Raw genomic sequence first — 25,218 nt, 5'->3', positions numbered from 1 at the left:
CGGGGTCAGCGGGCGGCGTCGTCGCGCTCGCGTTCGCGCTCGCCGTCCTTGCGCGCGGACTCGTCGTGACCCAGGCGCGCGGGCGGCGTGTCCTCGTCCTGCATGCCTTTCTTGAAGCCCTTGATGGCCTCGCCGAGATCCTGGCCGACGTTCTTCAGGCGCTTGGTGCCGAAGAGCAGCAGCACGATCAGCAGCACGATCAGCCAGTGCCAGATGCTGAATGAGCCCATGGACGTCGCCTAGCGGGAGGGGAGAAGGCAAGAATACCGCAGCGGCTCCGGCACCGCCCCGGCGATTGGTCACGGCGTCTCGGGCAGGGGCTCGACCTTGGCCGGGGTGTCCCGGACCGGCTCGAAGCCCGCGCCGACCGGCCCGGTGCTGGCCGGCGCGGGCGCGGTGGTTGCGGCCGGGGTCGCGGCCCGGGCCGGCGCGGCGGTGCCGCGGTTGGCGCGGGCGGCGGCACTGGCTTCCTCCAGCTGGTCGCGGAAGGCGACCACCGCCGGCGACGGCGGCTGCGGCGCGCGGCCCTCGAAGATCATGCGCGGGGTGGTGTCGCGGCCGTACACGGCCTGGTTGGCCGCATCGTCGATCGCCAGCACCGCGCCGTCGAGGGCGACCCCGGCGAACAGGCCGCGGGCGCGCGACCAGGACCAGATCTCGGCCTGCATCTCGCCGTCGGTGGCGGCGCTGGCGTTGCGCCCGACCGGACCGGCGGCGATGCCGGCATCCGCGCCGAGGGTGAACTTGCCGTTGACCAGCGACTCCACCCCGCGCTGGCTGCGGAACACCAGCACCACGTCGGCCGACTGCACTCCGGCCTGGAAGCCGATGCTGGCGCCGGTGAGCTTGACGAAGCTCGGATTCGACCAGGTGCCGTCGGGCGTCTTCACCGCCATCAGGCCGTGACCGCGGCGGCCGCCGAGCACCAGGCCGGCCTTGATCGTGTCCGGCACGACCACGATCGCGTGCGCCTCGTCGAGCAGCTTGTCCGGGATCGCGTTCTCGGGGATGGCCTGGATCTCGGTCAGCACCCGCACCGCGTTGCGCGCGCGCTCGTCCTCGCGCGGGCCGGCGACGGCGGCGCTGGCGGCGGTGGCGACGATCAGGGCGACGGACAGCACGACGGAACGCAGCGTGGCAGGCATGGTCTTCGCTCCCGGACGAGGTGTGCAGCGGGCAGGCTAGTGAGGCGGGGATGAACCGGCAAGGAACCGCGGACGGTGCCGCGCCGCGTGTCATCCTATGCCGATGCGCCCCGATGCCGACATTCCCGCCGACACCGCGCTGGTCCTGGTCAACCTCGGCACGCCGGATGCACCGACCGCGCCGGCGGTGCGGCGCTACCTGGCCGAGTTCCTGTCCGATCCGCGCGTGGTGCAACTCCCGCGCTGGCTGTGGCAGCCGCTGCTGCGCGGGCTGATCCTGCCGCTGCGCGCGCCGAAGGTGGCGGAGAAATACGCGCAGATCTGGCTCGACGGCGGCTCGCCGCTGACGGTGTACACGCGCGGCCTGGCCGACGCGGTGCAGGCCGTGCTGCCGGCGCTGCGGGTGGTGCCCGCGATGCGCTACGGCATGCCGGCGCTGGCGGGCACCCTGGCGCGGCTGCGCGGCGAAGGCGTGCGCCGCGCGCTGCTGCTGCCGCTGTATCCGCAGTACTCGACCACCACCACGGCTTCGGTGGAGGACGTGGCGCGGGCGCAGGCCGGGGCCGGGTTCGCGGTGCGCGTGGTCGGCGACTACCACCTCGCGCCGGAATGGATCGCCGCGCTCGCCGCCAGTGTGCGCGCGCACTGGGCCGCGCACGGGCGCGGCGAGCATCTGCTGCTGTCGTTCCACGGCATCCCGCAGCGGCTGGTGGACGCGGGCGATCCGTACGCGGCGCAGTGCGCAGCCGGCGCGCGTGCGCTGGCGGCGGCGCTGGGCCTGGCGCCGGAGGCGTACACGGTCGCGTTCCAGTCGCGGTTCGGCCGCGAACGCTGGCTGCAGCCGTACACCGTCGAGGTGCTGCAGGCGCTGCCCGCGCGCGGGGTGCGCCGGCTCGACGTACTGTGTCCGGGCTTCGCGGTGGATTGCCTGGAGACGCTGGAGGAGATCGCGCTGGGCGGGGCGGAGACGTTCCGCGCCGCCGGCGGCGAGGCGCTGCGCTACATCCCGTGCCTGAATGCGTCGCCGGCGCACGCGCAGGCGCTGGCGGCGGTGGCGCGGCGGGCGCTGGAGGCGTGGCCGTGAGCGTGCTCAGCGAGACCGTGGTGCCGACGCCGTTCGGGCCGCTGGCGGCCTTGCGCGGCGGCGAGGGCGGCGTGCCGGTGCTGGCGCTGCACGGCTGGCTGGACAATGCGGCCAGCTTCGTGCCGCTGGCGCCGTATCTGCGCGGCGTGGAGTTGGTGGCGCTGGATCTGCCGGGGCACGGGCGCAGCCCGCATCTGCCGGCGGCGGCGGAGTATTCGCTGCCGGGCACGGTGCACACGCTGCTGGATGCGGCCGACGCGCTGGGCTGGGCGCGGTTCGCGGTGCTCGGGCATTCGATGGGAGCGGCGATCGGCAGCATCCTGTGCGCGGCGGCGCCGGAGCGGGTGACGCGGTTCGTGGCGATCGAGGCGCTGGGGGCGCTCTCGGACACGGCCGAGCACACCACGGCGCGGTTGCGCGAGGCGGTGGCGGCGCGGCGGGCGTTGCGGGACAAGGCGTTGCGGGTGTTCCCGGACGTGGCGACGGCGGTGCGGGCGCGGATGCAGGCCAACGGGTTGTCGGAGCCGGTGGCGCGGTTGCTGGTCGAGCGCGGGGTGCGGCCGGTGGAGGACGGGTGGGTGTGGAGCACGGACCAGCGCCTGACGATCACCACGGCGGTGCGCATGCTCGAGGCGCAGGTGCGGGATCTGCTGGCGAACATCGTCTGTCCGGTGCGGGTGATCTATGCCGATCCGCCGCAGCCGTATTTCCCGGAGCCGTTGCGGCGGGAGCGGGCGGGGTTGCTGGCGCGCGGGGAGACGGTGGTGCTGGCGGGCGGGCACCATCTGCACATGGAGCAGCCGGACGCGGTGGCGGCGGCGATCGGGGAGTTTTTCCTGGGCGGGTGAGTGCTCGCGTGCGCCTGTGCGGTTGTGGGGCTGCCATGCATTGCTGGGGGCATCCCATGTATCCGGTGTCCGCGCGGGACACGCCGTGAATCCATCCATGGAGGCTCGTCGGCGGCATCCATGCCGCCGACGGTCCCGCGCGGACACCGGGCACACGGGACGCCCGCGTTGTCACGCAGCCGGCGTCAGCCGCCGAGCAGGGCGTGCAGGGTGGCCTTCAGACGCCGGCCTTCGGCGTGCAGGTAGTCGCGTTCGTCGCGCCAGGCGGGGAAGCGGTGTTCGACCTCGCGCCAGAAGGCGCGCGAGTGGTCGGCGCGGATCAGGTGGCAGAGTTCGTGCACCAGCACGTACTCGAACGCCGTCGGGCGGGCGAGGGCGAGGGCGAGGTCGAGGGCGACGGTGCCGTCGGGGGCGAGCGAGCCCCATTGCGAGCGCATCGGCTTGAACAGCACGCGGCGCGGCGGGCGCGGCAGGGTCGGAAGGTACTTCGGCAGCCAGCGGCCGAGGTCGGCGCGGGCCTCGCCTTCGTAGAAGTCGCGCAGGGCGCGGCGCAGGGTGGCGTCGCCGGCGCGCGCGGACAGATCGAAGTGCAGTGCCCCTTCCCCGCTGCGCAGGCGCACGCAGCGCGCCTGCTGCCAGTGCAGCGGCAGGTCGGCGCCGCGCAGCGGCAGGCGGGCGGTGGCCCAGCGCTGCAGCGCCGGCAGCGGCGCCTGGGCGAAACGGTCGAGCTGGCGCAGCAGCCAGTCGCGGTGGTCGTGCACGAAGCGCTCGCCGGCGCTCAGGCTGACCCGCGGCGGCAGGGTCAGGCGTGCGCCGCGGTCGTCCACCGACAGTTTCAGCCGGCGCGCGCGCGGGTGGCGCACGCGCGTGATCTCGACCTCGCGGCCGTCCGGGAGGCGCAGCGCGAAGGCGTCACGTTCGATGACGCGCGCCGGCGGCGCGAGCAGGCGACGGAGCGGATGGGGCATGCGCGCAGTGTAGGGCGCCGGGGCGCTCAGGCCTCGGCCTTCGACAGCTTCAGCGCGGCCTCGAGCACCGCGAACAGGCGCTCGAACTCGCCGGCCATCAGCGCGAAGCGGGCGTCGAGCTCGGCGCGCAGGTCCTCACGCTCGCTCGATTCGAGCTGGTCCACCGCGCCGTCGAGCAGCTTGAACTTGCGCACCACCAGGTCCTCGCCGAGCACGAACGAGACGTGGTCGTCGAGGGTCAGGGCCAGGCGCGCGACCTGCTTGCCGGCCTCGAGGTGGCGCGCGATCTCGTCCGACTGCAGCTCCATGCGCTGCACCTTGACCACCGCGCCCTGGTCGGCCGGGTCGCGCAGTTCGCACTCGTCGCCGAGGGCGAGCCCGGCCGGCAGCGGATCGCCGGCGAGCCAGCCGGTGAGCACGCCGCGCGGCGCGACCTCGGCGTTGAGCGGCAGCGCCGGGAAGCTGCCGAGCGCGCGCCGGATCTCGGACACCACCGCCTCGCCGGTCTTGCGCGAGGCGGTGTCCACCACGCACACGCCGTGGCCGAGGTCGAGCAGGGCGTCGGTGCGGGTGGGGCGCACGAACGCGCGCGGCAGCAGCTCCTGCACCAGCTCCTCCTTCAGGCGCTTGCGCGCGCGGCCGCCGGGCTTGCGGCCTTCCCGCTCTTCGAGCGCGGCCAGCTTCTTCGCCAGCTGGTCGTTGACCACCGCCGCCGGCAGCAGGCGGTCCTCGCCGCCGACGCTGAGCCAGACCGCGTTGCCGACCCGGTGCGCGTAGGCCTCGGCGTCGCGGCCGAACGGCGGAACGAAGCCGCGCGAGGACGGCTCCAGCGGCCCGACCGGCTTGAGCGCGCAGTCGGCGAGGCGGGATTCGAGGTCGGCGAGGTCGAGCGAGGCGGGGAAGCGGAAGCAGGTCAGGTTGCGGAAGAACATCGAAGGTCCGGCAAAGGGAAAAGAGCCCCCGCGCACGGGGGAAGGAGACGGGTCAGTCGTCGGTCTCGTCCGTCGCCGCGTGCGGCTCTCCGGCCAGCCACGCGTGCGCGTCCGGCAGCGCGCCGCCGCGCGCGCCGAGGGCGAGGAAGTCGAACAGCTTCGGGTCGGCGAGCTGGGACGGGCGCACGTCGCCGAGCGCGCGGGCGATGGTCTCGATCCGCCCGGGGTGTTCCTGCTCCCACGCCTCGAGCATGCGCTTGACCTGCTTGCGCTGCAGGTTCTCCTGCGAGCCGCACAGGTTGCAGGGGATGATCGGGAACCGGCGCAGCTCGGCGTAGCGCGCGATGTCGTCCTCGCGCACGTAGGCCAGCGGCCGGATCACCACGTGCCGGCCGTCGTCGGACAGCAGCTTCGGCGGCATGCCCGAGAGCTTGGCGTGGAAGAACAGGTTGAGGAAGAACGTGGCCACCATGTCGTCGCGGTGGTGGCCGAGCGCGATCTTGGTGTAGCCGTGCTCGGCCGCGAACGAGTACAGCGCGCCGCGGCGCAGGCGCGAACACAGCGAGCACAGGGTCTTGCCTTCCGGCACCACGCGCTTGACCACCGAGTAGGTGTCCTGCTCGAGGATGTGGAAGTCCACCCCCAGCGTGCGCAGGTAGTCCGGCAGCACGTGTCCGGGGAAGCCCGGCTGCTTCTGGTCGAGGTTGACCGCGGTGATCGAGAACCGCACCGGGGCCTTGCGCTGCAACTGCAGCAGGATGTCGAGCAGGGTGTAGCTGTCCTTGCCGCCCGACAGGCAGACCATCACCCGGTCGCCGTCCTCGATCATGCCGAAGTCGGCGATCGCGCGCCCGACCTGGTGGCGCAGGCGCTTGGCGAGGCGGTTGGCCTCGTGCGCGGCGCGGCGCGCGCGCGGCGCGGGTTCGGCGAGGGGCAGCGGGATGCTCATGCGGCGGGCGTTGCAGCGGGCCGTCCATTCTACCCGCGGCCCGCCGGCGCGACCGGGCGCGCAGGTGTCATGACGGCGTCCCGGGCGCGGGGTAAGCTCGCCGCGTGAACCAGCCCACCGATCCCGCGGAGCTCTCGCGCCTGGCGCGGCGCCTGGTCGAGCTCCGGCTCGAGCACCGCGACCTCGACGCCGCGATCGAGCGCCTGCAGCGCGACCGCAACGCCGACGAGCTCACGGTCAAGCGGCTGAAGAAGCGCCGGCTGCAGCTCCGGGACTGCATCGCCCGGCTGGAGTCCATGCTGATCCCGGACGAGCCGGCGTAGGCATTCGCCCATGCATTGCCCGAAGAGGCGGAAAAGCTTGACAGGCGCCACAGCCTGCATTTAGCCTGCGCCGCGCTGTAGGGGACGACACAAGGACGATGTCGGGCGATTTGTTTCGCAGGGAAGTGTTCGAGGCCAGGCGCAACACCTGGCTGGGTGCGATCTCCCTTGCACAACCGCTGTCGTTGTGGACGCTGGCCGGCTTCGCCGTGCTGGCTGCGCTTGCGGTCGCCCTGTTCCTGATCTTCGGGACCTATACCCGGCGGACGCGCGTGATCGGGCAGCTGGTGCCGGTGCAGGGCCTGGCCACCGTGGTCGCCCCTGCGGCCGGCGTGCTGAGCCGGCTCGCAGTCGAGGAGGGGCGGGCCGTGCGCGCCGGGGAGCTGCTGGCCGTGGTCACGGTGCCGCGCGCCACGCTGGCGGCCGGCGACACGGCCTCCGCACTGGAGGCGCGTCTGGACCGGCGCCGGCAAGTCCTGTTGCAGGCGCAGTCGGCACAGTCGGCGCTGCTGTCCGCCCAGGAGCTCGGATTGTCCCGGCAGCTGGAGGCCGCCCGGCGCCAGCGCGCGCAGATCGTGGCGGAAATCGCCACCCGCCAGAACCAGGTCCGGATCGCGCAAGACACCCTGGAGCGCCTGCGGCAGCTGCATGCGCAGCGCTACGCCAGCGAACTGCAGCTGCGGCAGCAGGAGAACCTGGTCCTCGAGCAGACCTCCGCGGTGCAGGCGCTGCAACGCCAGGCGGTGGATGTCCGGCGCCAGATCGCGCAGCTGCAACAGGCGATCGGCGAGCTGCCCGCCCAACGCCAACTCGCCATCGCCGCGCATCAGCGCGAGCTGGCGCTGCTGGAGCAGGAGCAGGTGGAGACGCGCGCGCGCGGCGAACTGGCCGTCACCGCGCCGATCGCCGGCGTGGTGGCCACGCAGGTGCTCAAGCCGGGCCAGGCGGTGCAGGCCGGACAGCCGGTGCTCACGCTGATTCCCGGCGACGGCCGGCTCGAGGCGGAACTGCTCGTGCCCAGCCGCGCGATCGGTTTCATCGAACCCGGCGACCGCGTGCTGCTGCGCTACCAGGCCTACCCGCACCAGAAGTTCGGCCACCACGCCGGGCGCGTGGCGCGCATCAGCCGCAGCGCACTGAGCCCGGGCGAACTGGGCGCATTGATCGGCAACGCCCAGGCCGGCGAACCGTTCTACCGCGTCACCGTCGCGCTCGCGCGCCAGGCCGTCACCGCCTACGGCAAGCCCGAGCCGCTCAAGCCGGGAATGCTGCTGGAGGCCGACATCCTCGGCGAGCGCCGCCGCCTGTTCGAGTGGGTGTTCGAGCCGCTGTATTCGCTCACGGGGAGGCTGGCGGAATGAACGTCATCCAGCCGGGGCAAGGAATTGCCGGGTGTGTTCCCGGCCCCATGGCGCAGGGGGACTGCGCCATTACTCAAGGAGAAGTAGAAATGCGTGAATTGACATTGAGTGAGCTTGAGGCAGTTGACGGCGGGATTAATGTCGGCGTTTTGTTGGCTGCCATCGGCGCAGCCGCTTTAATCTACGATTTCACTAAAGGCTTCGTTGATGGCTATCAGCAGGCCACCTGAGGTTCAAATCATGCGCGAACTGAATATTACAGAAATTGAAGTTGTTGACGGCGGTATGGTTTACGACATGGGTCGCGCTGCAGGCTTTGCTTTCGGCAGTGCAGTGTCTGCGATTGGTAGCGCCATAGGCAGCGCGCTCGCGGATGCTACGAATTACTGCAAACAGCAAGCGTATGCTAACGCCACGCTTGCAATTTAAGTAAGTGAGCAATTTCAGCGGGCCATGGCCCACCTGGCATGGCCCGCTGATTGAATATCAGTAGGTTTTCTGAGGCTCTATGATGTGTGAGTTGAATATTACGGAAAATCGATGCTGTTAGAGCCGTACACGCTTCGCGTTGGCGCGCGTCCTTACCAGCACTTTCTACAGGGTGCATACTCATGACTGTCCCGGCACGGTGGATTCAGCGAGCTGTTTTGATACTTGGCGTATATTACGTCGCTGACTTTTTTTATACTTATTTCCGCTATGGAAGGTGGTCTTGGTTCGCGATAGTCTTAGGAGTTAGTCTCTTGCTCAGCTGGGGCTATGAGCAGATTAACTCGCGCAAGACGAGATCCAAGGCAACCCCCTTCAAGTAATGGCACGGGGTAGAGCGGTCATCCAATCCGAAGCCACCGAATGCGGCCTCGCCTGTCTGGCGATGGTGGCGGAGGCACACGATCTGCGCATCGGGCTGCCGGAGCTGCGGCAGCGGTTCCCGCTCTCGCTCAAGGGCGCCCGGCTCAACCAGTTGATCCACATCGCCCAGCAGCTGGGGTTTGCGACGCGGCCGTTGCGGCTCGAGCTCGAAGATCTGCCCAAGCTGAAGGTGCCGTGCATCCTGCATTGGGACCTGAACCATTTCGTGGTGCTGGCCAAGGCCGGTGCGTCGAAGGTCACGATCCTGGATCCTGCGTTCGGCGAGCGCAGGCTCGGGTATGACGAGGTGTCGAAGCATTTCACCGGCGTTGCGCTGGAGCTGACGCCGGGTGCGGATTTCCGGCCGCGCCGGGCGGCGCCGGCGGTCACGGTGCGGCAATTGACCGGGCCGGTGTCGGGGCTGTGGCGGTCGCTGGCGCTGATCGGGCTGCTGTCGGTGGCGCTGCAGGCCTTCGTGCTGCTGGCGCCGTTCTACGTGCAGTGGGTGGTGGACCAGGTGCTGGTCTCGGCCGACCGCGACCTGCTGGTGGTGCTGGGGCTGGGGTTCGGGCTCGCGCTGCTGCTGCAGGTCGGGATTGGCCTGCTGCGCGGCTGGTCGGTGGTGTACCTGTCCTCGCGGCTGGGATTGCAGTGGATGGGCAATGTCTTCGCCCACCTCCTGAAGCTGCCGCTGGACTTTTTCGAGAAGCGGCACCTGGGCGACATCACCTCGCGGATGGCGTCGGTGCAGGCGATCCAGAAGACCCTGACCACGAGCTTCGTCGAGGCGCTCATTGACGGGCTGATGGCGGTGGTGACGCTGGTGATGATGCTGATCTACAGCTGGAAGCTGGCGCTGGTCACGCTGGGGGCGGTGGCGCTGTACCTGGGGCTGCGTGCGCTGGCCTACCGGCCGGTGCGCGACCGCACCGAACAGCAACTGGTCGCCTCCGCCAGGCAGCAAAGCCATCTGCTCGAGACCCTGCGTGGCATGCAGAGCCTGAAGGTGGCAGGCGGCGAGCCCCTGCGCCAGGCCGGCTACGCGAACCTGATGGCCGACACGGTCAACCAGGAGGTGCGGCTGGCGCGGATGGGCCTCGGCTTCAACACGGCGAGCCAGCTGGTGTTCGGCGTCGAGCGCATCGCGGTGATCTGGATCGGCGCGGTGCTGGCACTGTCCAACGTGTTCTCGGTGGGCATGCTGATCGCGTACCTGGCCTACAAGGACCAGTTCGCGCAGCGGGTCGGGGCGTTGATCGACAAGTGGATCGAGTTCCGGATGCTGCGCCTGCATGGCGAGCGGCTGGCCGACATCGTCCTGACCCCGCCCGAGCCGACGCTGGCGCTGCCCGACCTGCCGCCGCCGGCCGACACCCGGATCGAGGTGAGCGGCCTGTCGTTCCGTTACGGCGAGGGCGAGCCATGGGTGCTGAAGGAGTGCAGCTTCACCGTCGAGCCGGGCGAGTCGGTGGCGATCGTGGGCGCCTCCGGTTGCGGCAAGACCACGCTGGTGAAGCTGATGTTGGGCCTGATGGAGCCCACCGAGGGGCGCATCACCGTGGGCGGGCAGGATCTGCGCAGGGTCGGCCCGCGCAACATCCGCCGGATCGTCGGCGCGGTGATGCAGGACGACCAGTTGTTCGCCGGCAGCATCGCCGACAACATCAGTTTCTTCGACCCCGAGGCGGATCAGGCACGGATCGAGCGCGCGGCGCGATTGGCGGCGGTGCACGAGGAGATCGCGGCGATGCCGATGGGCTACCACAGCCTGATCGGCGACATGGGCAGTTCGCTGTCGGGCGGGCAGAAGCAGCGGGTGATCCTGGCCCGGGCGTTGTACCGCGAGCCGAGGATCCTGTTCCTGGACGAGGCCACCAGCCACCTGGACGTGATGCGGGAGCGGCTGGTCAACGAGGCGGTGCGCAACCTCGCCCTGACCAAGGTGATCGTGGCGCATCGGCCGGAAACGATCGCCAGCGCGGACCGGGCGCTGATCCTGGAAGGCGGGCGGATCGTGCAGGAGCTGCGGCCGCAGAGGCCGGCGGCCACGTCCCGCGAGGCGTGCGAGACGGCACCGGCGTGAGGCTGTGCCAGACGCTTCCTGCTGGCACCTGCCTATGCGTTACCTGCCCGCCGGCCGCGCCGCTTCCGGGCTCACCTTCTCGATCGTGTGCCGCAGTTCGCGGCCGAGGATCACGCGCGCGTCCCGGGCCCAGCCGTTGAGGCGTTCGTCGAAGGCCAGGCGGCCGGTCTGATCCGGCCACACCAGCTTCAGCTCGCGCAGCTTCTGGATGAAGCCGCGGAACAGGGTGCGGTCGAAGAACTCGGGTGCGGCCGGGGCGTACAGCAGCGACAGGCGCTGCGCAGCGAGCTGGCACAGGGTCTCGAGCTCGCCGGTGGTGAGGGTGCCGGGGCCGTTCTTCACCAGCACCGAGATCGCGATGTAGTAGCGCTCGAACGCCTGCTGCAGCGAGTGGCCGATGGCGCGCAGGCGGAACACCTCGTCGCTCTGGCCGGCGTTGCGCTGCAGGATGCCGCCTTCCTCGTCGCCGACCTGCTGCAGCAGGCCCTCGCGGACGAACACCTCGATGGTGCGCTCGATGCGCGCGGCGAAGCCGTCCTCGTCCCAGGGCAGGAACAGCTCGGCCTGCAGGAACGGGTACAGGGCGCGGCCCAGGCGCAGCAGTTGCTCGCGGCCCATGCGCCGGTTGTGCTGGAAGCACTGCGCGATCCAGGCCGCGGCCACGAACAGGTGCAGGACGTTGTTGCGGTAGTACGACAGCAGCACCGCGGTGTCGCCGCCCACGCTGAGCACGTCGCCGAGCGGGTGCGGGGTGCGGGTGAGCATGCCGATCTCCTCGCCGTGCGCCACGATCTGCTCGGGCGTGTGCGGGGTGACCGTGACGTGCTCGGAATAGGGCAGCTCGGTGAGCAGCTTCTGCGACAGCGCGATCTGCGCCAGCAGGTCGGCCTCGCCCATCGCGTGCTTGGGCGTGGACAGCAGCGCCAGCGCCAGCAGGTTGACCGGGTTGACGTCGGCGGCGCGGTTGACGTTGACCTGGATGCGCTGGGCGAGCGTGTCCACGGTGCGCGCCAGCCATTCGGGCCGGTCCTCGTCGCGCAGCGGCTGGCCGTCCCAGTCGGGCGCACATTCGGCCAGCACCGTGTCGAGCCGGATCGGCTCGCCGAAGTTCACCACCACCTGGCCGTAGTTGCTGCGCAGGATCCTGGGGATGTTGGCCAGCAGCGCCCACACCGATTCCTTCTCCTTGGGCTTGCCGGACAGCTCCTCCAGGTAGCTGCGCCCCTCCATCAGCTTCTCGTAGCCGATGTACACCGGCTGGAACAGCACCGGCCGGGTGGGCTGGCGCAGGTAGGCGCGCACGGTCATCGCGATCATGCCGCCCTTGGGCGGGAGCAGGCGGCCGGTGCGCGAGCGGCCGCCCTCGATGAAGTACTCGATCGAGTAGCCGCCGGCGACCAGTTGCGCCACGTATTCGGTGAACACCGCCGAGTACAGCGCGTTGCCGCGGAAACTGCGGCGGATGAAGAACGCGCCGCCGCGGCGCAGGATCGGGCCGATCACCGGCAGGTTGAGGTTGATGCCGGCGGCGATGTGCGGCGGCACGATGCCGCGCGTGTACAGCAGGTAGCTCAGCAGCAGGTAGTCCATGTGGCTGCGGTGGCAGGGCACATAGACGATCTCGTGGCCGGGCGCGTTCTGCTTGAGCTGGTCGAGGTGGTGCACCAGCACGCCGCGGTAGATCCGGTTCCAGACCGGGGTGAGCAGGAAGCTGAGCGAGCGCACCACCGGGTGCGAGTAGTCGGCGGCGATCTCCCAGGCGTAGGCGTGGGCCTTCTTCCAGGCCTCGGCCGGCTTGCTGCCGTCGCGCCGGGCCTGGTCGGCGATCGCCTCCTTGACGGTGGGCGCGTCCAGCACCTTGTCCACCAGCAGCCGGCGCGTGGACAGGTCCGGCCCGATCACCGTGGCGCGGATCAGGCGGAAGTGGGTGCGCAGCACGCGCGAGAGCTTGCGCACGGTGCGCTCGGGGTCGAGCCCCTCGGCGATCACCTCGCGCACCGACACCGGCGCGGCGAACTGCACCTGGGTGTCGCGGCCGTTGAGCAGGATCGCCATCAGCCGGCGGAAGCGGCCGACCAGGGTCCAGTTCTCCGAGAACAGCACCTTGAACCAGCCGCTCTGCTTGTCGGGCGCGCGGCCGACGAAGATCGAGACCGGGATCAGCTGCACGTCCAGGGCCGGATCGGCGCGGTGCGCCTGGAGCAGGCGGGCGAGCGAGCCGGAGTGGGTCTTGTGCTCGGGGCCGGGGGTGAGGCCGAGCGCCTTGAGGGTGTTGGCGTGGCGGCGCGAGAGCGCGACGTAGGCGCGCTTGCGGCCGAGCGGATCGCCCGGCATCGGCTGCAGCGGCGAGGGCAGGCCGGCCTCGCGGCAGGCGCGCTCGAGGATCAGGGCGTTGGACAGGCCGTAGTCCTCGAGCACGTAGCAGACCGGGCGGCCGTCGGTCAGGCGGGCCGGTTCGGCCGGTTCGAGCTCGAGCCGGATCCAGGGATCGAGCAGGCGGCCGAGCAGGCGCGCCCACAACGGCCGGCGCTGGCGGGACGCGGCCGGCGGCGGGGCGGCGGGTGCCGGCGGGGGCAGCGGCAGTTCGGGGGCTTCGGGCACGGCTTGGCCGCCGGCGGCGGCCTGCGCCTCGGGCCCGGCCCGGTCCGCGGCGGGGCGTGCGGCGGCCTCGGCCGGGTGCTCGGGCAGCGGCTCGGGGCCGAACAGGGTGGGCTGCGCGGGCGGACGGGGTGAAGTCGGCATCGGGGCATTATGGCCGAGGGCCGGGGACGGCCGGCGGCCGCTCAAGGGGCGGCGGCGCGGGCGGGCGGGGCCGGGCGCGGCCGCAGCGAGGCCTCGGCGTTGCGCAGGTGGTCGCGCAGATACCAGCGGCCGTCCACCCGCTGCACCGCGACCAGGGTGTCGATGGGGGTGCCGGCCAGGGTGTAGCGCAGGCGCACCTCGGCCAGGTCGCCGGTCTGCCGCTGCAGGCTGGCCTGCACGCTCGACAGGCTGGCGTCGAGATCCAGGCCGTAGCGCGCCAGGCCGTCCTTGGACGCCCGCCAGACCGGGCCGAGCCGGCGCAGGCTGGCGTCCATGCCGTGGCGGGCGAGGTCGGCCTGGCCGCGCAGGCCGCTGCGGCGGACGGCACTGGCCAGGCCGGCGACCGCGGCCCGGGCGCGCGCGGGGTCGGCCAGCGGCGCCTGCGCACCCCAGCGGCTCAGGGCCCGGATCTGCTGGGCGTAGTGGTCGCGTTCCTCGGCGCTGAAGGCCGGCTCGCGCGCCACGTATTCGAGCCCGAACACGCCCAGGCTCACCGCAGCGGCGGACAGCTCCTTGCCGGCGCCGGCGAACTGGCGGCGGAACTGCGCCTGCAGCCGGGCCTCGGCGCCGGGCGCGGCGAGCGTGGCGAGCAGCGCCGGCAGGTGCTCGTCGAGCGGCAGTTCCTCCAGCGGCCAGCGGGTCTGGCCGGCGCGCCAGCCGGCTTCCAGCCGGGCGTGCAGGTCCGGGGGCACCGCGGCCACGGCGAAGCCGGCCAGGTCGTCCGCGCGCAGCAGCCGGGCCAGTCCGGTGACCGCCTCGGCCGGCGTGGCGGCCCCGGCCGGCGGCGCGGCGGGCGGCGGGGAGCAGGCGGCGAGCGCCAGCAGCCCGGCCACGGCGGCCAGGTGCAGGGCGGAACGCAGGCGGCGCGGGCGGGCGGGTCCGGGCATCGGCCCCCGAGTGTCGCGGCGCCCGCGGGGGCCGGGCAAGCGACCGCGGTCGCAAGCCCGACGGCGTGCGCTCAGGGCGCGGTGTCGAGCGCGGCGCGCTTGCGCTCGCGGCGCTGCGCGCGCGGCAGGTCGCGGGCGTTGTCGAACAGCGCCGCCTCCCAGCCGCCGTAGCTCGGGTTCGGCAGCACCCACCAGCGCTCGCCGAACCAGGCACCATGGCGCGCCAGCAGCGCCTCGCGCGCGGCCGGGGTGTTCTCGGGCACCTGCACGAAGTCGCCGAGCTGGTCGCCGACCTGGAGCAGCACCCGGTAGTGGCGGCCGACCCACTGCCGGCGGCAGGTCTTGTCGCTGCCGCGGGCGGCGCAGCCGGGCACCTCCGTGCCCAGGCCGAGGAACACCTCGCCCTCCGCCACCGGCAGCCCGGCCGCGCGCAGGTTGGCCAGGGTGTCGGCCTGCTGCGCCTCGTCGCGGTTGCTCAGGTAGATCACGGTGATCCCGCGCGCGTGCGCGGCCTGCGCGAACGCGACCGCGCCGGGGATCGCCTGCGCGCGGCGCTCGGCCACCCAGCGCGCCCAGCCGGCGTCGTCGAACTCGATCCCGTCGCGGATCAGGCGTGCCTGGTAGGGCGAGTTGTCGAGCATGGTCTCGTCCACGTCCACGATCACCGCCGGCGGCAGGCCGGCGGCGGGCGTGTCGCGTTCGGCCGGCGCCAGCGCGTCCCAGGCCGGATCGGCCAGCGCGCGTTCGAGCTGCGCGGCGGCGGCGCGGTACAGCGCCTGGGTGACCGCGCGGTACTCGACCGAACGCTGCATCCACAGCACGGCGTTGAGGTTGTCGTCGGCCGCGACCGCGGCCGCGGGGGCCGGCGGCGGCGCGGAGGCGGCGGGCGTGGCGTGGCGGCAGGCGCCGACGAGGAGCGCCGCGCACAGCGCGGCGAGCGGCAGGATTCGGGACATGGGGCGGACGCAAGCGAAGGTGGCGGCATCTTGGCCGCGCGCGCCGGTGGCGGCAAGCCTGGGGAAACCACGCCATGTCGCCGTTCGAAGGGCTTCACGCCCTGGACGCCCCGCGTTCGGCTGCCTGGCGCGGGCGCGCGGCGGTCAGTCGCCGAGCAGCGCCGCGATCGCGGCGAAGCCGGCCTGGGCGCGGGCCTGTCTGTGCGCGGCGTCGGCCACCGGGTCGGCGCCGTCGCGCTGCAGCTCCGCGGCGGGCAGCTCGTCGAGGAAGCGGCTCGGCAACAGGCGCACGCGTTCGCCCCAGCGCTGCGCTTCCTTCGCGTACGACAGCCACAACTGCTCCTTGGCCCGGGTGATGCCGACGTAGAGCAGGCGCCGTTCCTCGTCGAGCCGGCCTTCCTCGAGCGAGGCCTCGTGCGGCAGGTTGCCGTCCTCCATGCCGACGATGAACACGTAACGGAACTCCAGGCCCTTGGCCGCGTGCAGGCTCATCAGCCGCACCTGGTTGCCGGCCTCGCCCTTGTCGGCGTGCGCGAGCAGCGCGAGCGCGGCGGCGAGTTCGCCGGGGCCGGCGGTCTTCGGCCCGTCGAACCAGTCGGCGAGCTCGTCGAGGTTGGCGCGGCGGCGCTGGAACGCGGCCTCGTCCCGGCACTGCGCGCGCAGCATCGCCAGCAGCCCCGAGCGCTCGTTGAGCCGGCGCACCAGTTCGGCCGGCGGCAGGCGCGCGGCGTCGGCGCGCAGGCCGCGCACCAGGTCGGAGAACGCCTGCAGCGCGCCGGCGGCGCGCGCCGGCAGCTGCTTGAGCAGGGAGATGGACTCGGCCGCGCGCGCCAGCGGCAGCTGCGCCTGCTGCGCCAGCTCGGCCAGGCGCGCCAGCGTGGTCGCGCCCACGTCGCGCCGCGGCGACTGCACCGCGCGCAGGAACGCCGCATCGTCCTCGGGGTTGGCGACCAGGCGCAGCCAGGCGAGCGCGTCCTTGACCTCGCCGCGGTCGAGGAACGCGGTACCGCCGGTGAGGTGGTAGGGGATGCGCAGCAGCTGCAGCGCCTTCTCCAGCGGCCGCGACTGGTGGTTGCCGCGGAACAGCACGCAGAAGTCGCTCCATGGCGCCTGCCGCGCCTGTGCCAGGAACTGGATCTCGGCGGCGACCTTCTCCGCCTCGTGCGCGGCGTCGCGGCACTCCCAGACCCGGATCCGCTCGCCGTCGGGGTTGTCGCTCCACAGGGTCTTGGGATGCTCGTGCGGGTTGTGCGCGATCAGCGCGTTGGCCGCGCGCAGCACGCGCCGGGAGCAGCGGTAGTTCTGCTCGAGCTTGATCACGGTGAGCGCGGGGTAGTCGCGCCCGAGCTGGAGCAGGTTGTCGGGGTTGGCGCCGCGCCAGGCGTAGATGGACTGGTCGTCGTCGCCGACGCAGGTGAAGTCGCCCTTCGGCCCGGCGATCGCCTTGAGCAGCCGGTACTGGGCGTCGTTGGTGTCCTGGCACTCGTCCACCAGCAGGTAGCCGATGCGCTCGCGCCAGGCGGCCACGCACTCGGGGTCGGATTCGAGCAGTTGTACCGGCAGCCGGATCAGGTCGTCGAAGTCCACCGCGTTGAACGCGGCCAGGCGCTGCTGGTAGCGCGCGTACAGCGCCGCCGCCTCGCGCTCGCGCGGGCTTTGCGCGGCGGCCTCGGCCTGTTCGGGCGAGAGTCCGGTGTTCTTCGCGCGCGAGACCAGCGCGCGCATCGCCTCCAGCGCATCGGGCTTGGTCCCCGGCGGCAGCAGGTCCTTGAGCTGGGCGGCGGTGTCGTCGGCGTCGAACACCGAGAAGCCGCGGCGCAGGCCCAGGCGCGCGTGTTCGATCTGCAGCAGGCGCAGGCCGAGGGCGTGGAAGGTGCACAGGGTCAGGCCCTCGGCGGCGTCGCCCTTGAGCCGCCGGCCCACGCGCTCCTTCATCTCGCGCGCGGCCTTGTTGGTGAAGGTGATCGCCGCGATGCGCCGCGCCGGCATCCGCCCGGAGCCGACCAGGTGCGCGATCTTCTCCACGATCACCCGGGTCTTGCCCGAGCCCGCGCCCGCCAGCACCAGCAACGGCCCCTCGGTGTGCAGCACGGCGGCGCGTTGCGGCGGGTTGAGTCCTTGCATGCGGGCAGGGGAACGGCGGCGGGCCGCGCATTGTAGGGCGGCCCGCCGCGGCCGCCGGCGGGAGGGGGATCGGGTGCGGCGCGACGACGGAGTGCGTCGGTTGCGTTGCGCGGTCAGCGCGCCGCGACCCAATCCCTGGGGGACGGCGTGGCCTGCAGGCGCAGGCGGGTGGCGGGCACGCTGCCGAGCACCGGCTGCGCCCACAGCCGCACTTCGCCCGCGGCGCCGCGCCACTGTGCGACCAGGCCGGCGGGGCCCTCGTGCCGGGCCACCAACTGGTAGCCCTGGCGGCTCAGCGCGGCTTCGTAGAGGGCCACGGCGGCCGCGGGGCTGCCGGGCTGCAGATAGAGGCGGTCGTAACGACCGCCGGCCAGCGGCTGGGCGGCGGTCGGCAGCGGCAGCGCGTCGAGCAGGGCGGCCTCGGCGCGCCGGTCCACGACCCGCACGCTGACGCCGAACTGCGCGGTCTCGGCCCGGGCCGGGGACAGGGCCGGGCCGAGCGCAGCGGCGAGCAGCAGAATGAGGGGGAAGAAACGGGTCATGGGGGCAACCTCCGGCCGCCAGTGGGCCCGTATTTGCGCGGAAGCTGCGTGACCGGCATCGCCGAACCGCAAAAAACCCTGAAAAACAATGGGTTTCTGCAATCGGCATCACCGCGGCGCACGGCGCCGGGTCACGTCGTCAACAACAACTGCGTCGCAGCTGTCAAGAGGAGATGCGCGGCCCGCGCTCGCCTGCGGATGCCGCCCCTGCCGGCCTTTGGTGCGGACGGGCACGGAACAGCAGTGATGGCGACCCGAACCGAGCGGAAACCCCGTCTCAGTGCCAAGTCTGCCCACGTCTCTTTCGTTCTGTGACTTGCGGCACAGAAACTGCGCGACCGAGTCGGTATCAATGCCAACCCTCGGGGGATGTCGAAGATCACCTGCCTGCGGCCAGTGGAGCGGCCCGCCGCATCGCCCTGCCTGTGCTGCACCACGCCTCGGAGTCCGTTTCATGCGTAACCGCCTCGTCCTCGCCATCGCCGGCCTGCTGGCTTCCTCGACCGCCCTGGCGGGTCCCTCGCCGCAGACCGGCAGCTTCAACGTGACCGCCAACGTCGCCAACAGCTGCCGCATCACCGCCACGCCGGACCTCGCCTTCGGCGCCTACGACCCGGCCGACGCCAACTTCAGCACCGCGCTCGACGCCGCCAGCTCGATCAGCGTGCGCTGCACCAAGGGCACCAACGCCGCCGTCGCCCTGGGCCAGGGCGGCAACCCCGCCAGCGGCTCCACCTGCGCCGCGCCGCTGCGTCAGATGGCCGCCGGTGCCGAGCGCCTGCGCTACGACCTGTACCAGGACAGCGGCCGGACCCAGGTCTGGGGTTGCGATGCCAGCAACGATCGCGACTTCACCTCCACCTCGTCGGTCACCGCCACGACCCTGAACACGTACGGCCGGATCCCGGCCGGCCAGGACGTCGCCGCGGGCAACTACACCGATACGGTGACGGTCACCGTCACGTTCTGAGCCTCGTCCCGTCTCGGGGGTGCGGCCTGGCCCCAGGCCGCGATCGCAGGCACACTGGAAGCAGCCTCGACGGCGTCCGCACAGGGCGCCGTCGTCGCATCCGGCCACCGGCGACTGACTGATCTGGTCACTCGCTGACCCGGTTCGTGTCCCTCGTGTCCGCCCCCGTCTCCGGAGCCGTCCCATGCCCGCCGTCGCCCCAAGGATCTGGTTGGCCCTGCTGGCCCTCGCACTGCCGGCGACCGCGGCCGAGTTCAACGTCAACCCGACCCGGGTCGAACTCGGCCCGCGCCAGGCGGCCGAAACGCTGGTGATCGGCAACGGCGAGGACCGGCCGATCAGTTTCGAGGTCGAGGTCAAGCGCTGGACCCAGGGAGTGGATGGCGCCTGGCAGCTGACCCCCAGCGACGAACTGGTGGTGCACCCGCTGCTGGTCACGGTGCCGGCCCAGGGCAAGGCCCGGCTGCGGGTCGGCACCCTGCAGCGCCGCGACGAACCGCGCGCCTGGCGGGTGGAGCTGCAGCAGCTGCCGGAGGCCCGCGCCGCGGAGGGAGCGAGCGTGCAGATCCTGACCCGGCTGAGCATCCCGGTGTTCGCGCAGCCGGCGAGGGCGGTGCCACGCCCGCAGTTGCAGATGCCCGAGGTCGAGGCCGGGGCGGTGCGGGTGCGCCTGGCCAATGCCGGCAACGCCTACCTGCCGCCGCAGGACGCGCATCTGCGCCTGCTGGATGCGGCCGGACGGGTCGTGCACGAGACGCCGATCGCCCCCGGCTACGTGCTGGCCGGCGCGCAATTGCCGCTGGCGCGGCCCTTGCCGGCCGGCGTCTGCTCCCGCGCGGCGCGGCTCGAGCTGCGCCTCACCATGCCGGCCACGACCCTCGCGGCGGAGATCCCCGCCGCTGCGCGCCGATGCGGCGGCTGAAGCGGCCGGCCCTGGCCCTGGCCCTGGCCGGGGTGCTGGCGGCGATGCCGGTGGCGGCGCAGCCCGGCGACGAGGTCTTGCTGCTCGACCTGTGCGTGGACGCCCGCTGCGTGGGCGTGGCCGCGGTGGTGGTCCGCGACGGCCGCGTGCTGGTGGATCGCGAGGCGCTGCTGGCCGCCGGCCTGGATCCGACCGGGCTGGCGGCCGAGCGCATCGGCGAGCGCGACTTCGTGGATCCCTCCGCCCTCGGCGGCGTGACCGTACGCGTGGATCGCGAGGCCCTGCGCGTGGACATCGAGCGGCCGCTGCAGGCGCGTCCGGTGCAGCAGGCCGACCTGCGCACCCGGGTGGCGGCCGACCCGCTGCCGCAGCCGTGGACCGCGTTCGTCAACTACGCCCTCACCGTCGGCGAGCGCCGCGAGCAGCACAGCGCCTATTTCGACGCCGCCCTCGGTCGTGGCCATGCTGCGCTGCGCAGCACCGGCTTCTGGAACCAGCCCCAAGGCTGGCGCCGCGGCCTGACCCGGTTCGAATTCGACCAGCCGCAGCACCTGCGGCGCTGGACGGTGGGCGACCAGTTCGCCGTCGCGCGCGATGCGCTCGGCGGCGGGCTGCTGCTCGGCGGCGTGGGCATGGAGCGCGCGTTCGAGCAGGATCCCTATCTCGTCACGTTCCCGCAGGCGTTCTACCAGGGTGTGCTGGAAACCCCGGGCACGGTGGAGGTATATGCCAACGGCGTACTGGTCGGCCGGCGCGAGCTGGGGCCTGGGCCGTTCACCCTGCAGAACCTGGGCCTGCCGCCGGGACGCAGCGACCTGCAGGTGGTGGTGCGCGATCCGTTCGGCAACCGCTTCACCCTGCCCGGCCAGGTTTATTACGGCGCCAGCCAGTTGCTGGCCCCGGGCCTGACCGACTACGCCGTGCGCATGGGCGTGCCGCGCAGCGGCGTGGGCCTGGACGACCGCTACACCGGCGGCGTGGCCTGGCAGGCCTGGTGGCGGCACGGGTTCACCGATCGGCTGACCGTCGGTGCGCGCGGCGAGGGCGACCGCGACCTGCGCAACCTCGGCGCGGACCTGGCCCTGCGCAGCGGCTTCGGCGAATTCGGGTTCTCGTTCGCCGCCAGCGACCATGCCCAGGCCGGCTCCGGACAGGCCTGGGCTGCCAGTTACAGCTATGGCGACCGCCGCTACGGTCTGGCGCTCGGCACCCGCCGCTTCAGTGCCGGCTATCGCAACCTGGGCGAACCGCTCGCGTTCGTCACGGGGCGCCTGCGCGAGGATGACTACGCCACGGTCAGTTGGGCGCCGTGGTCGCCGTTCGCGTTGCAGCTCGGCTACGGCCGGCAGCGGCGCGAGGGCGAGGCCGCCGAGCGCAACGCGAGCCTGGTGGCGACCTGGCGCCTGTCCGGGCGCGCGCAACTGCAGCTGGCCGTACAACACCGGCAGGGCCTGCGCGAGGACACCAGCGCCCTGCTCGGCTTCACCTACGCCTTCGATCGCGAGAGCCTGAGCCTGAGCGCGCGCCGCGACGAGGCCGGCGAGAGCCTGGGGCTGGACCTGCGCCGCTCGCGCCCGCCCGGGGTGGGCTGGGGCTATGAACTGAGCGCGCAGCGCCTGGAGGATACGCAGACCGGGATCGGCCAAGTCGAATACCAGGGCCGGCACGGGCGCTACGCCGCGCGGGTGGAACGCTTCGCGGGCGCGACCCAGGCCTATGCGCTGGCGAGCGGCGCGCTGGTGGCGATCGGCGGCCGCATGTTCGCCACGCCGCCGCTGGAGACCGGCTTCGCCCTGGTGCGCGCGCCGGGCCTGGCGGACGCGCCGGTGCTGCGCGAGAACGTGGAGGTCGGCCGCACCGACGCGCGCGGCGACCTGCTGGTGCGCGACCTGGTGCCGTACTACCCGAACCTGATCGCGCTCGATGCCGCGGCGGTGCCGATCCGCTACGACATCCGCCGGGGAGCGTGGCGGGTGGCGGTGCCGCGCAACGCAGGCGCGCTGGTGCCGATGGACGTGCAGGTGGTGCAGGCGGTGACCGGGCAGGTGCGGGTGCGGGCCGCGGGCGTGACGCGCGCGGCCGAGTACGGCCGCCTGCGGGTGCGTGCGGCCGACACCGGCGCGGAGCTGGCCGAGACGCCGCTGGGCGGCAGTGGTCGCTATTACCTGGACGGGCTCGCGCCCGGCCGCTACCGCGCCGAGGTGCTGGACGACGCGGGGGCGGTGGCCGCAGTCTGCCTCCTGAGCGTGCCCACCCCCGGCGCCACGCCGGTGGCCGAGCTGGGCGAGCTGATCTGTGACGCAGTGGGGGAAACGCCATGAACGCCCGGGGGACGCCCGCGTCCGGAGCCGGCCGCCGGGGGCATACTGCCGGGGTCATGGGCCGGCAGTTCCCGCCCACCGCCAACGGCATGCGCCGGGCGCGGGTCGCGCTCGCGGCGCTGCTGTGCGCGGGCGCCGGCATCGCCCGGGCGGCCGAGTGCAGCCTGAGCACGCAACCGATCAATTTCGGCACCTATGACCCGATCGAGCTGTTCGCGCCCATCGATAGTTTCGGCGCGGTGAGGGTGGGCTGCACCCTGACCACCTTCGGCGAGTTGTTCTTCGGGGTCGTGGTCCAGGTTCGGCTCGGCACCGGCAGTTCCGGTACCTACGCCGCGCGCACCCTGCGCCAGCCGCCCGCGTCGGTGCTGCAGTACAACCTGTACACCAGCGCCGCGCGCACCACGGTGTGGGGCGACGGCACCGGCGGCACTGCGGCCGTGAGCGGCACGGTCGGGGGATTCTTCGGCGGCCCCAACCCGCGCACCTTCACCGTCTACGCGCGGCTGCCGCCGGGACAGGATCCCAGCGTCGGCCCGCACAGCGACACGGTCACGGTCGAGGTCTGGTTCTGAAGCGTGTAATTGCTGGGGATCGAAGATGGGCGGGGCCCATTCGGCATGATTCGACCATTACAGGAGGTGATGAAATGATTGCGGATGCGCGATGGATGCGGATGAAGAACATCCTGATTAGTAATTTTCTTCTCGTTGCGCTGGCTTTTGTGCTTGACTCCACGCTTGGAGGTTCGGCTCACGCGGGGCAGATGGTGAGCTTGGGAGCGCTGCCAGGAGGGACAAACAGTTTTGCTGCTGATGTGTCTGCAGATGGCACAGTGGTGGTTGGCAGTTCAGACAGTGAAGGGGAGATGGTAGGAACAGCATTCCGCTGGACGGTCGCAGAAGGCATGAGGAGCCTGGGGACACTTCCAGGCGATGATTACAGTTTTGCAGATGCAGTCTCTGCAGATGGTCGTGTTGTGGTAGGAAGTAGTGGGGCTATTGCCGATTAGCCCCGCCTGCGCGCGTTTCGTTGGACTGAAGAAAGCGGGATGACAGATCTGGGGGCGTTGCCTGGGCACATCTATTGCCGCGCAACCGGGGCATCCAGTGATGGATCCGTGATTGTTGGCTATTGCCGTGAAGATGGTTGGCCAACCAATGAGCTTGCATTTCGTTGGACTGCAGCGGATGGAATGCGCAGTCTTGGCACTTTGCCTGGAGGAAGGCAGAGCCGCGCCAACGCGGTTTCTGGCGACGGCCAGATCGTGGTTGGTTATGCAGAAGATGCAAGTGGTGCGCCAAGGGCATTCATATGGACAGAAACGGAAGGCATGGTGAGTCTGGGGACTATCGCAGGGGGCGTGTATAGCGCTGCCAATGGCATATCGCTTGATGGCACTGTGGTTGTGGGCCATGGCAGTGGTAGTAACGGGAGCGGGAACTACGCATTGCGTTGGACGCCAGCGGAGGGCATGGTCAGTCTTGGGGCTCTGCCTGGCGACGTTGGTAATGCGGCCCTTGATGCATCAGATGATGGGTCTGTTGTGGTGGGTTACGGCGACAAAGACGACTTCACCAACGAGGCTTTTATCTGGACTGCTGCGGAAGGGATGGCTGGCCTTGGCACTATTCCAGGTGGTGTCGACAGCGCGGCGTACGCAGTGTCTGCCGATGGCAGCGTGGTGGTTGGAAATGCTCTAGGAAACGATGGAAATTTTTATGCGTTCCGTTGGACTAGGGATCCTTGAGTCGTTGCAGCCCTCAATTGGCCTTTGTTGACCAAGCGTTCAAAAAAATGAAAGCATGACTCAGGCAGCTCTCATGCGGGCACACAGCCGACGTCGAGGGCCGATCAGAGCCCATGGCCGCCTGAGTCATGCAAATCAAGACAAGACAAGGTTGGAGTCAACGGCAACGTGGTCATATGGCTTGCAATGACGGGCACGAGGTAGATATGTGTGCCGCACTAGATGAACGATATGTGGGGCTGCTGCCGCGAGGGGGTGTTTTGCTGCCCCTGTTTTTCTGCTTTGCGGGCCTGGCACAGGCGCAGGACTGCCGGCTCACCACCAACCCGCTTGCGTTCGGCACCTACGATCCGGTCGAGACCGTGGCGCCGTTGGATGCAAGCACGCAGTTCCTGGTGGATTGCCGCGACCCGAGCCGGGTCACATTCACCGCGACCCTGAGCCCGGGCAATTCCGGCACCTATACGCCGCGCGAGCTGCGCCTGGGCACCAGCCGGTTGCCGTACAACCTGTACCGCGACGCCGCGCGCACGATCGTGTTCGGCGACGGTACCGGCGGCACCCAGGCTGCGGTCTGCAGGACGGGCACCACCGGCAACGGCTGCACCGGCAGCAATCCGCCGGGGCCCGACCGGCGCGCCACGGTGCCGGTGTACGGGCGGATCCCGCTGGGTGCGGACCCGGCGGCCGGGCCGCACAGCGATACCATCATCGTCACGGTCACGTTCTAGCCCGCGTGACACGCCGCAGGGCGCCGCTTGCGGCGATAATCGCCGCAATGGCCAAGCTCTACTTCTACTACTCGGCGATGAACGCCGGGAAGACCACCACGCTGCTGCAGAGCGCGCACAACTACCGCGAGCGCGGGATGCGGGTGCTGATCCTGACGCCGGCGCTCGACCGGCGCGCGGGAGAGGGCGTGGTGGCCTCGCGGATCGGGCTGCGCGCGGAGGGGTGCGCGTTCGCGCGCGAGGAGGACCTGCAGCGCCTGGTCGAGGCCGACATCGCGGCCCACGGGCCGCTGCACTGCGTGCTGGTGGACGAGGCGCAGTTCCTGTCCCGGGCGCAGGCGTGGCAGCTGACCGAGGTGGTGGACGCGCTGCGCATTCCGGTGCTGTGCTACGGCCTGCGCACCGACTTCCGCGGCGAGCTGTTCGAAGGCAGCCAGTACCTGCTGGCCTGGGCCGACGAACTCAGCGAGATCAAGACCATCTGCCACAGCGGCCGCAAGGCGACCATGACCGTGCGCGTGGACGAGCATGGGCGCGCGGTGCAGGCCGGCCCGCAGGTGGAGATCGGCGGCAACGAGCGCTATGTCTCGGTTTCGCGCGCGGAATTCAAGAAGGTGATGCGCGGCGAGGGCGCGATCGCGCCGCTGCAGGTGCCGCTGCCGCTGTAG

At 71.5% G+C, this 25,218-nt stretch carries 26 protein-coding genes; 16 read left to right on the top strand and 10 right to left on the bottom strand.

Annotated features, from left to right (window positions below; translation table 11 throughout):
- Positions 1-5 precede the first annotated feature (5 nt).
- Positions 6-230 carry a Sec-independent protein translocase subunit TatA gene (gene tatA, locus FPV26_RS06775; protein WP_147652989.1) on the bottom strand — a complete coding sequence of 75 codons (225 nt, stop codon included), beginning with the start codon at positions 228-230 and terminating at the stop codon, positions 6-8.
- 69 nt (positions 231-299) lie between these two features.
- Positions 300-1,145 carry a lipid-binding SYLF domain-containing protein gene (locus FPV26_RS06770; RefSeq protein ID WP_147652987.1) on the bottom strand — a complete coding sequence of 282 codons (846 nt, stop codon included), beginning with the start codon at positions 1,143-1,145 and terminating at the stop codon, positions 300-302.
- Between the two features lie 103 nt (positions 1,146-1,248).
- Here FPV26_RS06770 and hemH point away from each other — a divergent pair, with 103 nt between their 5' ends.
- Together hemH and FPV26_RS06760 are read left to right on the top strand one after the other, a co-directional pair.
- A complete protein-coding gene (gene hemH / locus FPV26_RS06765) occupies positions 1,249-2,229 on the top strand; it encodes a ferrochelatase (protein WP_147652984.1) in 981 nt (326 codons plus the stop codon).
- Positions 2,226-3,077: an alpha/beta fold hydrolase gene (locus FPV26_RS06760; protein ID WP_246109229.1), complete on the top strand. Its 852-nt coding sequence runs from the start codon at positions 2,226-2,228 to the stop codon at positions 3,075-3,077. Before hemH ends, FPV26_RS06760 begins: the two co-directional genes overlap by 4 nt.
- Positions 3,078-3,262: 185 nt before the next feature.
- Here the strand turns inward: FPV26_RS06760 and FPV26_RS06755 are convergent, their stop codons facing one another.
- From FPV26_RS06755 to ttcA, 3 genes are read right to left on the bottom strand one after another with little or no spacing between them, the layout of a single operon-like run.
- Positions 3,263-4,045 (bottom strand): M48 family metallopeptidase, encoded by a 783-nt coding sequence (locus tag FPV26_RS06755; RefSeq protein ID WP_147652982.1) that lies wholly within the window; start codon positions 4,043-4,045, stop codon positions 3,263-3,265.
- Between the two features lie 26 nt (positions 4,046-4,071).
- Positions 4,072-4,977 carry a recombination-associated protein RdgC gene (locus FPV26_RS06750; protein ID WP_147652980.1) on the bottom strand — a complete coding sequence of 302 codons (906 nt, stop codon included), beginning with the start codon at positions 4,975-4,977 and terminating at the stop codon, positions 4,072-4,074.
- Between the two features lie 52 nt (positions 4,978-5,029).
- Positions 5,030-5,926: a tRNA 2-thiocytidine(32) synthetase TtcA gene (gene ttcA, locus FPV26_RS06745; protein ID WP_147652978.1), complete on the bottom strand. Its 897-nt coding sequence runs from the start codon at positions 5,924-5,926 to the stop codon at positions 5,030-5,032.
- A 104-nt stretch (positions 5,927-6,030) separates the two neighbouring features.
- Between ttcA and FPV26_RS06740 the strand changes: the two genes are divergently transcribed.
- From FPV26_RS06740 to FPV26_RS06720, 5 genes are all read left to right on the top strand, one after another.
- Entirely contained in the window at positions 6,031-6,249 is a 219-nt protein-coding gene (locus FPV26_RS06740) for a YdcH family protein (RefSeq protein WP_147652975.1), read from the top strand.
- A 98-nt stretch (positions 6,250-6,347) separates the two neighbouring features.
- Positions 6,348-7,610, top strand: coding sequence for an HlyD family secretion protein (locus FPV26_RS06735; protein ID WP_147652973.1), 1,263 nt, complete (start codon positions 6,348-6,350; stop codon positions 7,608-7,610).
- Positions 7,607-7,840, top strand: coding sequence for a hypothetical protein (locus FPV26_RS06730; RefSeq protein ID WP_147652971.1), 234 nt, complete (start codon positions 7,607-7,609; stop codon positions 7,838-7,840). Before FPV26_RS06735 ends, FPV26_RS06730 begins: the two co-directional genes overlap by 4 nt.
- 10 nt (positions 7,841-7,850) lie before the next feature.
- A complete protein-coding gene (locus FPV26_RS06725; protein WP_147652970.1) occupies positions 7,851-8,039 on the top strand; it encodes a hypothetical protein in 189 nt (62 codons plus the stop codon).
- A 382-nt stretch (positions 8,040-8,421) separates the two neighbouring features.
- Positions 8,422-10,545, top strand: a complete 2,124-nt coding sequence (locus tag FPV26_RS06720; RefSeq protein ID WP_147652968.1) for a peptidase domain-containing ABC transporter — start codon at positions 8,422-8,424, stop codon at positions 10,543-10,545.
- Positions 10,546-10,584: 39 nt separating this feature from the next.
- Here FPV26_RS06720 and plsB read toward each other — a convergent pair whose 3' ends face one another.
- From plsB to FPV26_RS06695, 5 genes are all read right to left on the bottom strand, one after another.
- Positions 10,585-13,287 carry a glycerol-3-phosphate 1-O-acyltransferase PlsB gene (gene plsB / locus FPV26_RS06715; protein WP_147652967.1) on the bottom strand — a complete coding sequence of 901 codons (2,703 nt, stop codon included), beginning with the start codon at positions 13,285-13,287 and terminating at the stop codon, positions 10,585-10,587.
- 41 nt (positions 13,288-13,328) lie between these two features.
- Complete coding sequence (locus FPV26_RS06710) at positions 13,329-14,234, bottom strand: hypothetical protein (RefSeq protein ID WP_181952579.1); 906 nt, start codon at positions 14,232-14,234, stop codon at positions 13,329-13,331.
- A gap of 71 nt (positions 14,235-14,305) precedes the next feature.
- A complete protein-coding gene (locus tag FPV26_RS06705) occupies positions 14,306-15,190 on the bottom strand; it encodes a 5'-nucleotidase, lipoprotein e(P4) family (protein ID WP_147652953.1) in 885 nt (294 codons plus the stop codon).
- A 144-nt stretch (positions 15,191-15,334) separates the two neighbouring features.
- Positions 15,335-17,314, bottom strand: a complete 1,980-nt coding sequence (locus FPV26_RS06700) for a UvrD-helicase domain-containing protein (protein WP_147652951.1) — start codon at positions 17,312-17,314, stop codon at positions 15,335-15,337.
- A 113-nt stretch (positions 17,315-17,427) separates the two neighbouring features.
- Positions 17,428-17,856, bottom strand: coding sequence for a hypothetical protein (locus FPV26_RS06695; RefSeq protein WP_147652949.1), 429 nt, complete (start codon positions 17,854-17,856; stop codon positions 17,428-17,430).
- Positions 17,857-17,904: 48 nt separating this feature from the next.
- Here FPV26_RS06695 and FPV26_RS06690 point away from each other — a divergent pair, with 48 nt between their 5' ends.
- The 9 genes from FPV26_RS06690 (at position 17,905) to FPV26_RS06650 (ending at position 25,218) form a co-directional block, all read left to right on the top strand.
- A complete protein-coding gene (locus FPV26_RS06690; RefSeq protein ID WP_147652947.1) occupies positions 17,905-18,171 on the top strand; it encodes a hypothetical protein in 267 nt (88 codons plus the stop codon).
- 139 nt (positions 18,172-18,310) lie between these two features.
- Positions 18,311-18,826 (top strand): Csu type fimbrial protein, encoded by a 516-nt coding sequence (locus FPV26_RS06685; RefSeq protein WP_181952578.1) that lies wholly within the window; start codon positions 18,311-18,313, stop codon positions 18,824-18,826.
- A gap of 184 nt (positions 18,827-19,010) precedes the next feature.
- The gene (locus FPV26_RS06680; protein WP_147652944.1) at positions 19,011-19,748 is read left to right on the top strand and encodes a fimbrial biogenesis chaperone; all 738 of its coding nucleotides are present in this window, start codon (positions 19,011-19,013) and stop codon (positions 19,746-19,748) included.
- Positions 19,736-22,069, top strand: a complete 2,334-nt coding sequence (locus FPV26_RS06675) for a fimbria/pilus outer membrane usher protein (RefSeq protein WP_147652942.1) — start codon at positions 19,736-19,738, stop codon at positions 22,067-22,069. The genes FPV26_RS06680 and FPV26_RS06675 overlap by 13 nt, the downstream gene beginning before the upstream one ends.
- Before the next feature lie 56 nt (positions 22,070-22,125).
- Entirely contained in the window at positions 22,126-22,644 is a 519-nt protein-coding gene (locus tag FPV26_RS06670) for a Csu type fimbrial protein (protein WP_181952577.1), read from the top strand.
- Positions 22,645-22,745: 101 nt separating this feature from the next.
- Positions 22,746-23,081, top strand: a complete 336-nt coding sequence (locus FPV26_RS06665) for a hypothetical protein (RefSeq protein WP_181952576.1) — start codon at positions 22,746-22,748, stop codon at positions 23,079-23,081.
- A gap of 108 nt (positions 23,082-23,189) precedes the next feature.
- On the top strand, positions 23,190-23,819 hold the full coding sequence (locus FPV26_RS06660) for a hypothetical protein (RefSeq protein WP_181952575.1): 630 nt from the start codon (positions 23,190-23,192) through the stop codon (positions 23,817-23,819).
- 260 nt (positions 23,820-24,079) lie between these two features.
- Positions 24,080-24,550 (top strand): Csu type fimbrial protein, encoded by a 471-nt coding sequence (locus FPV26_RS06655; protein ID WP_181952574.1) that lies wholly within the window; start codon positions 24,080-24,082, stop codon positions 24,548-24,550.
- Positions 24,551-24,597: 47 nt separating this feature from the next.
- Positions 24,598-25,218: a thymidine kinase gene (locus tag FPV26_RS06650; protein ID WP_147652936.1), complete on the top strand. Its 621-nt coding sequence runs from the start codon at positions 24,598-24,600 to the stop codon at positions 25,216-25,218.

Source organism: Vulcaniibacterium gelatinicum (assembly GCF_008033445.1).
GTDB lineage: Bacteria > Pseudomonadota > Gammaproteobacteria > Xanthomonadales > Xanthomonadaceae > Vulcaniibacterium_B > Vulcaniibacterium_B gelatinicum.
This window is presented reverse-complemented; position numbering and strand designations above follow the sequence as displayed.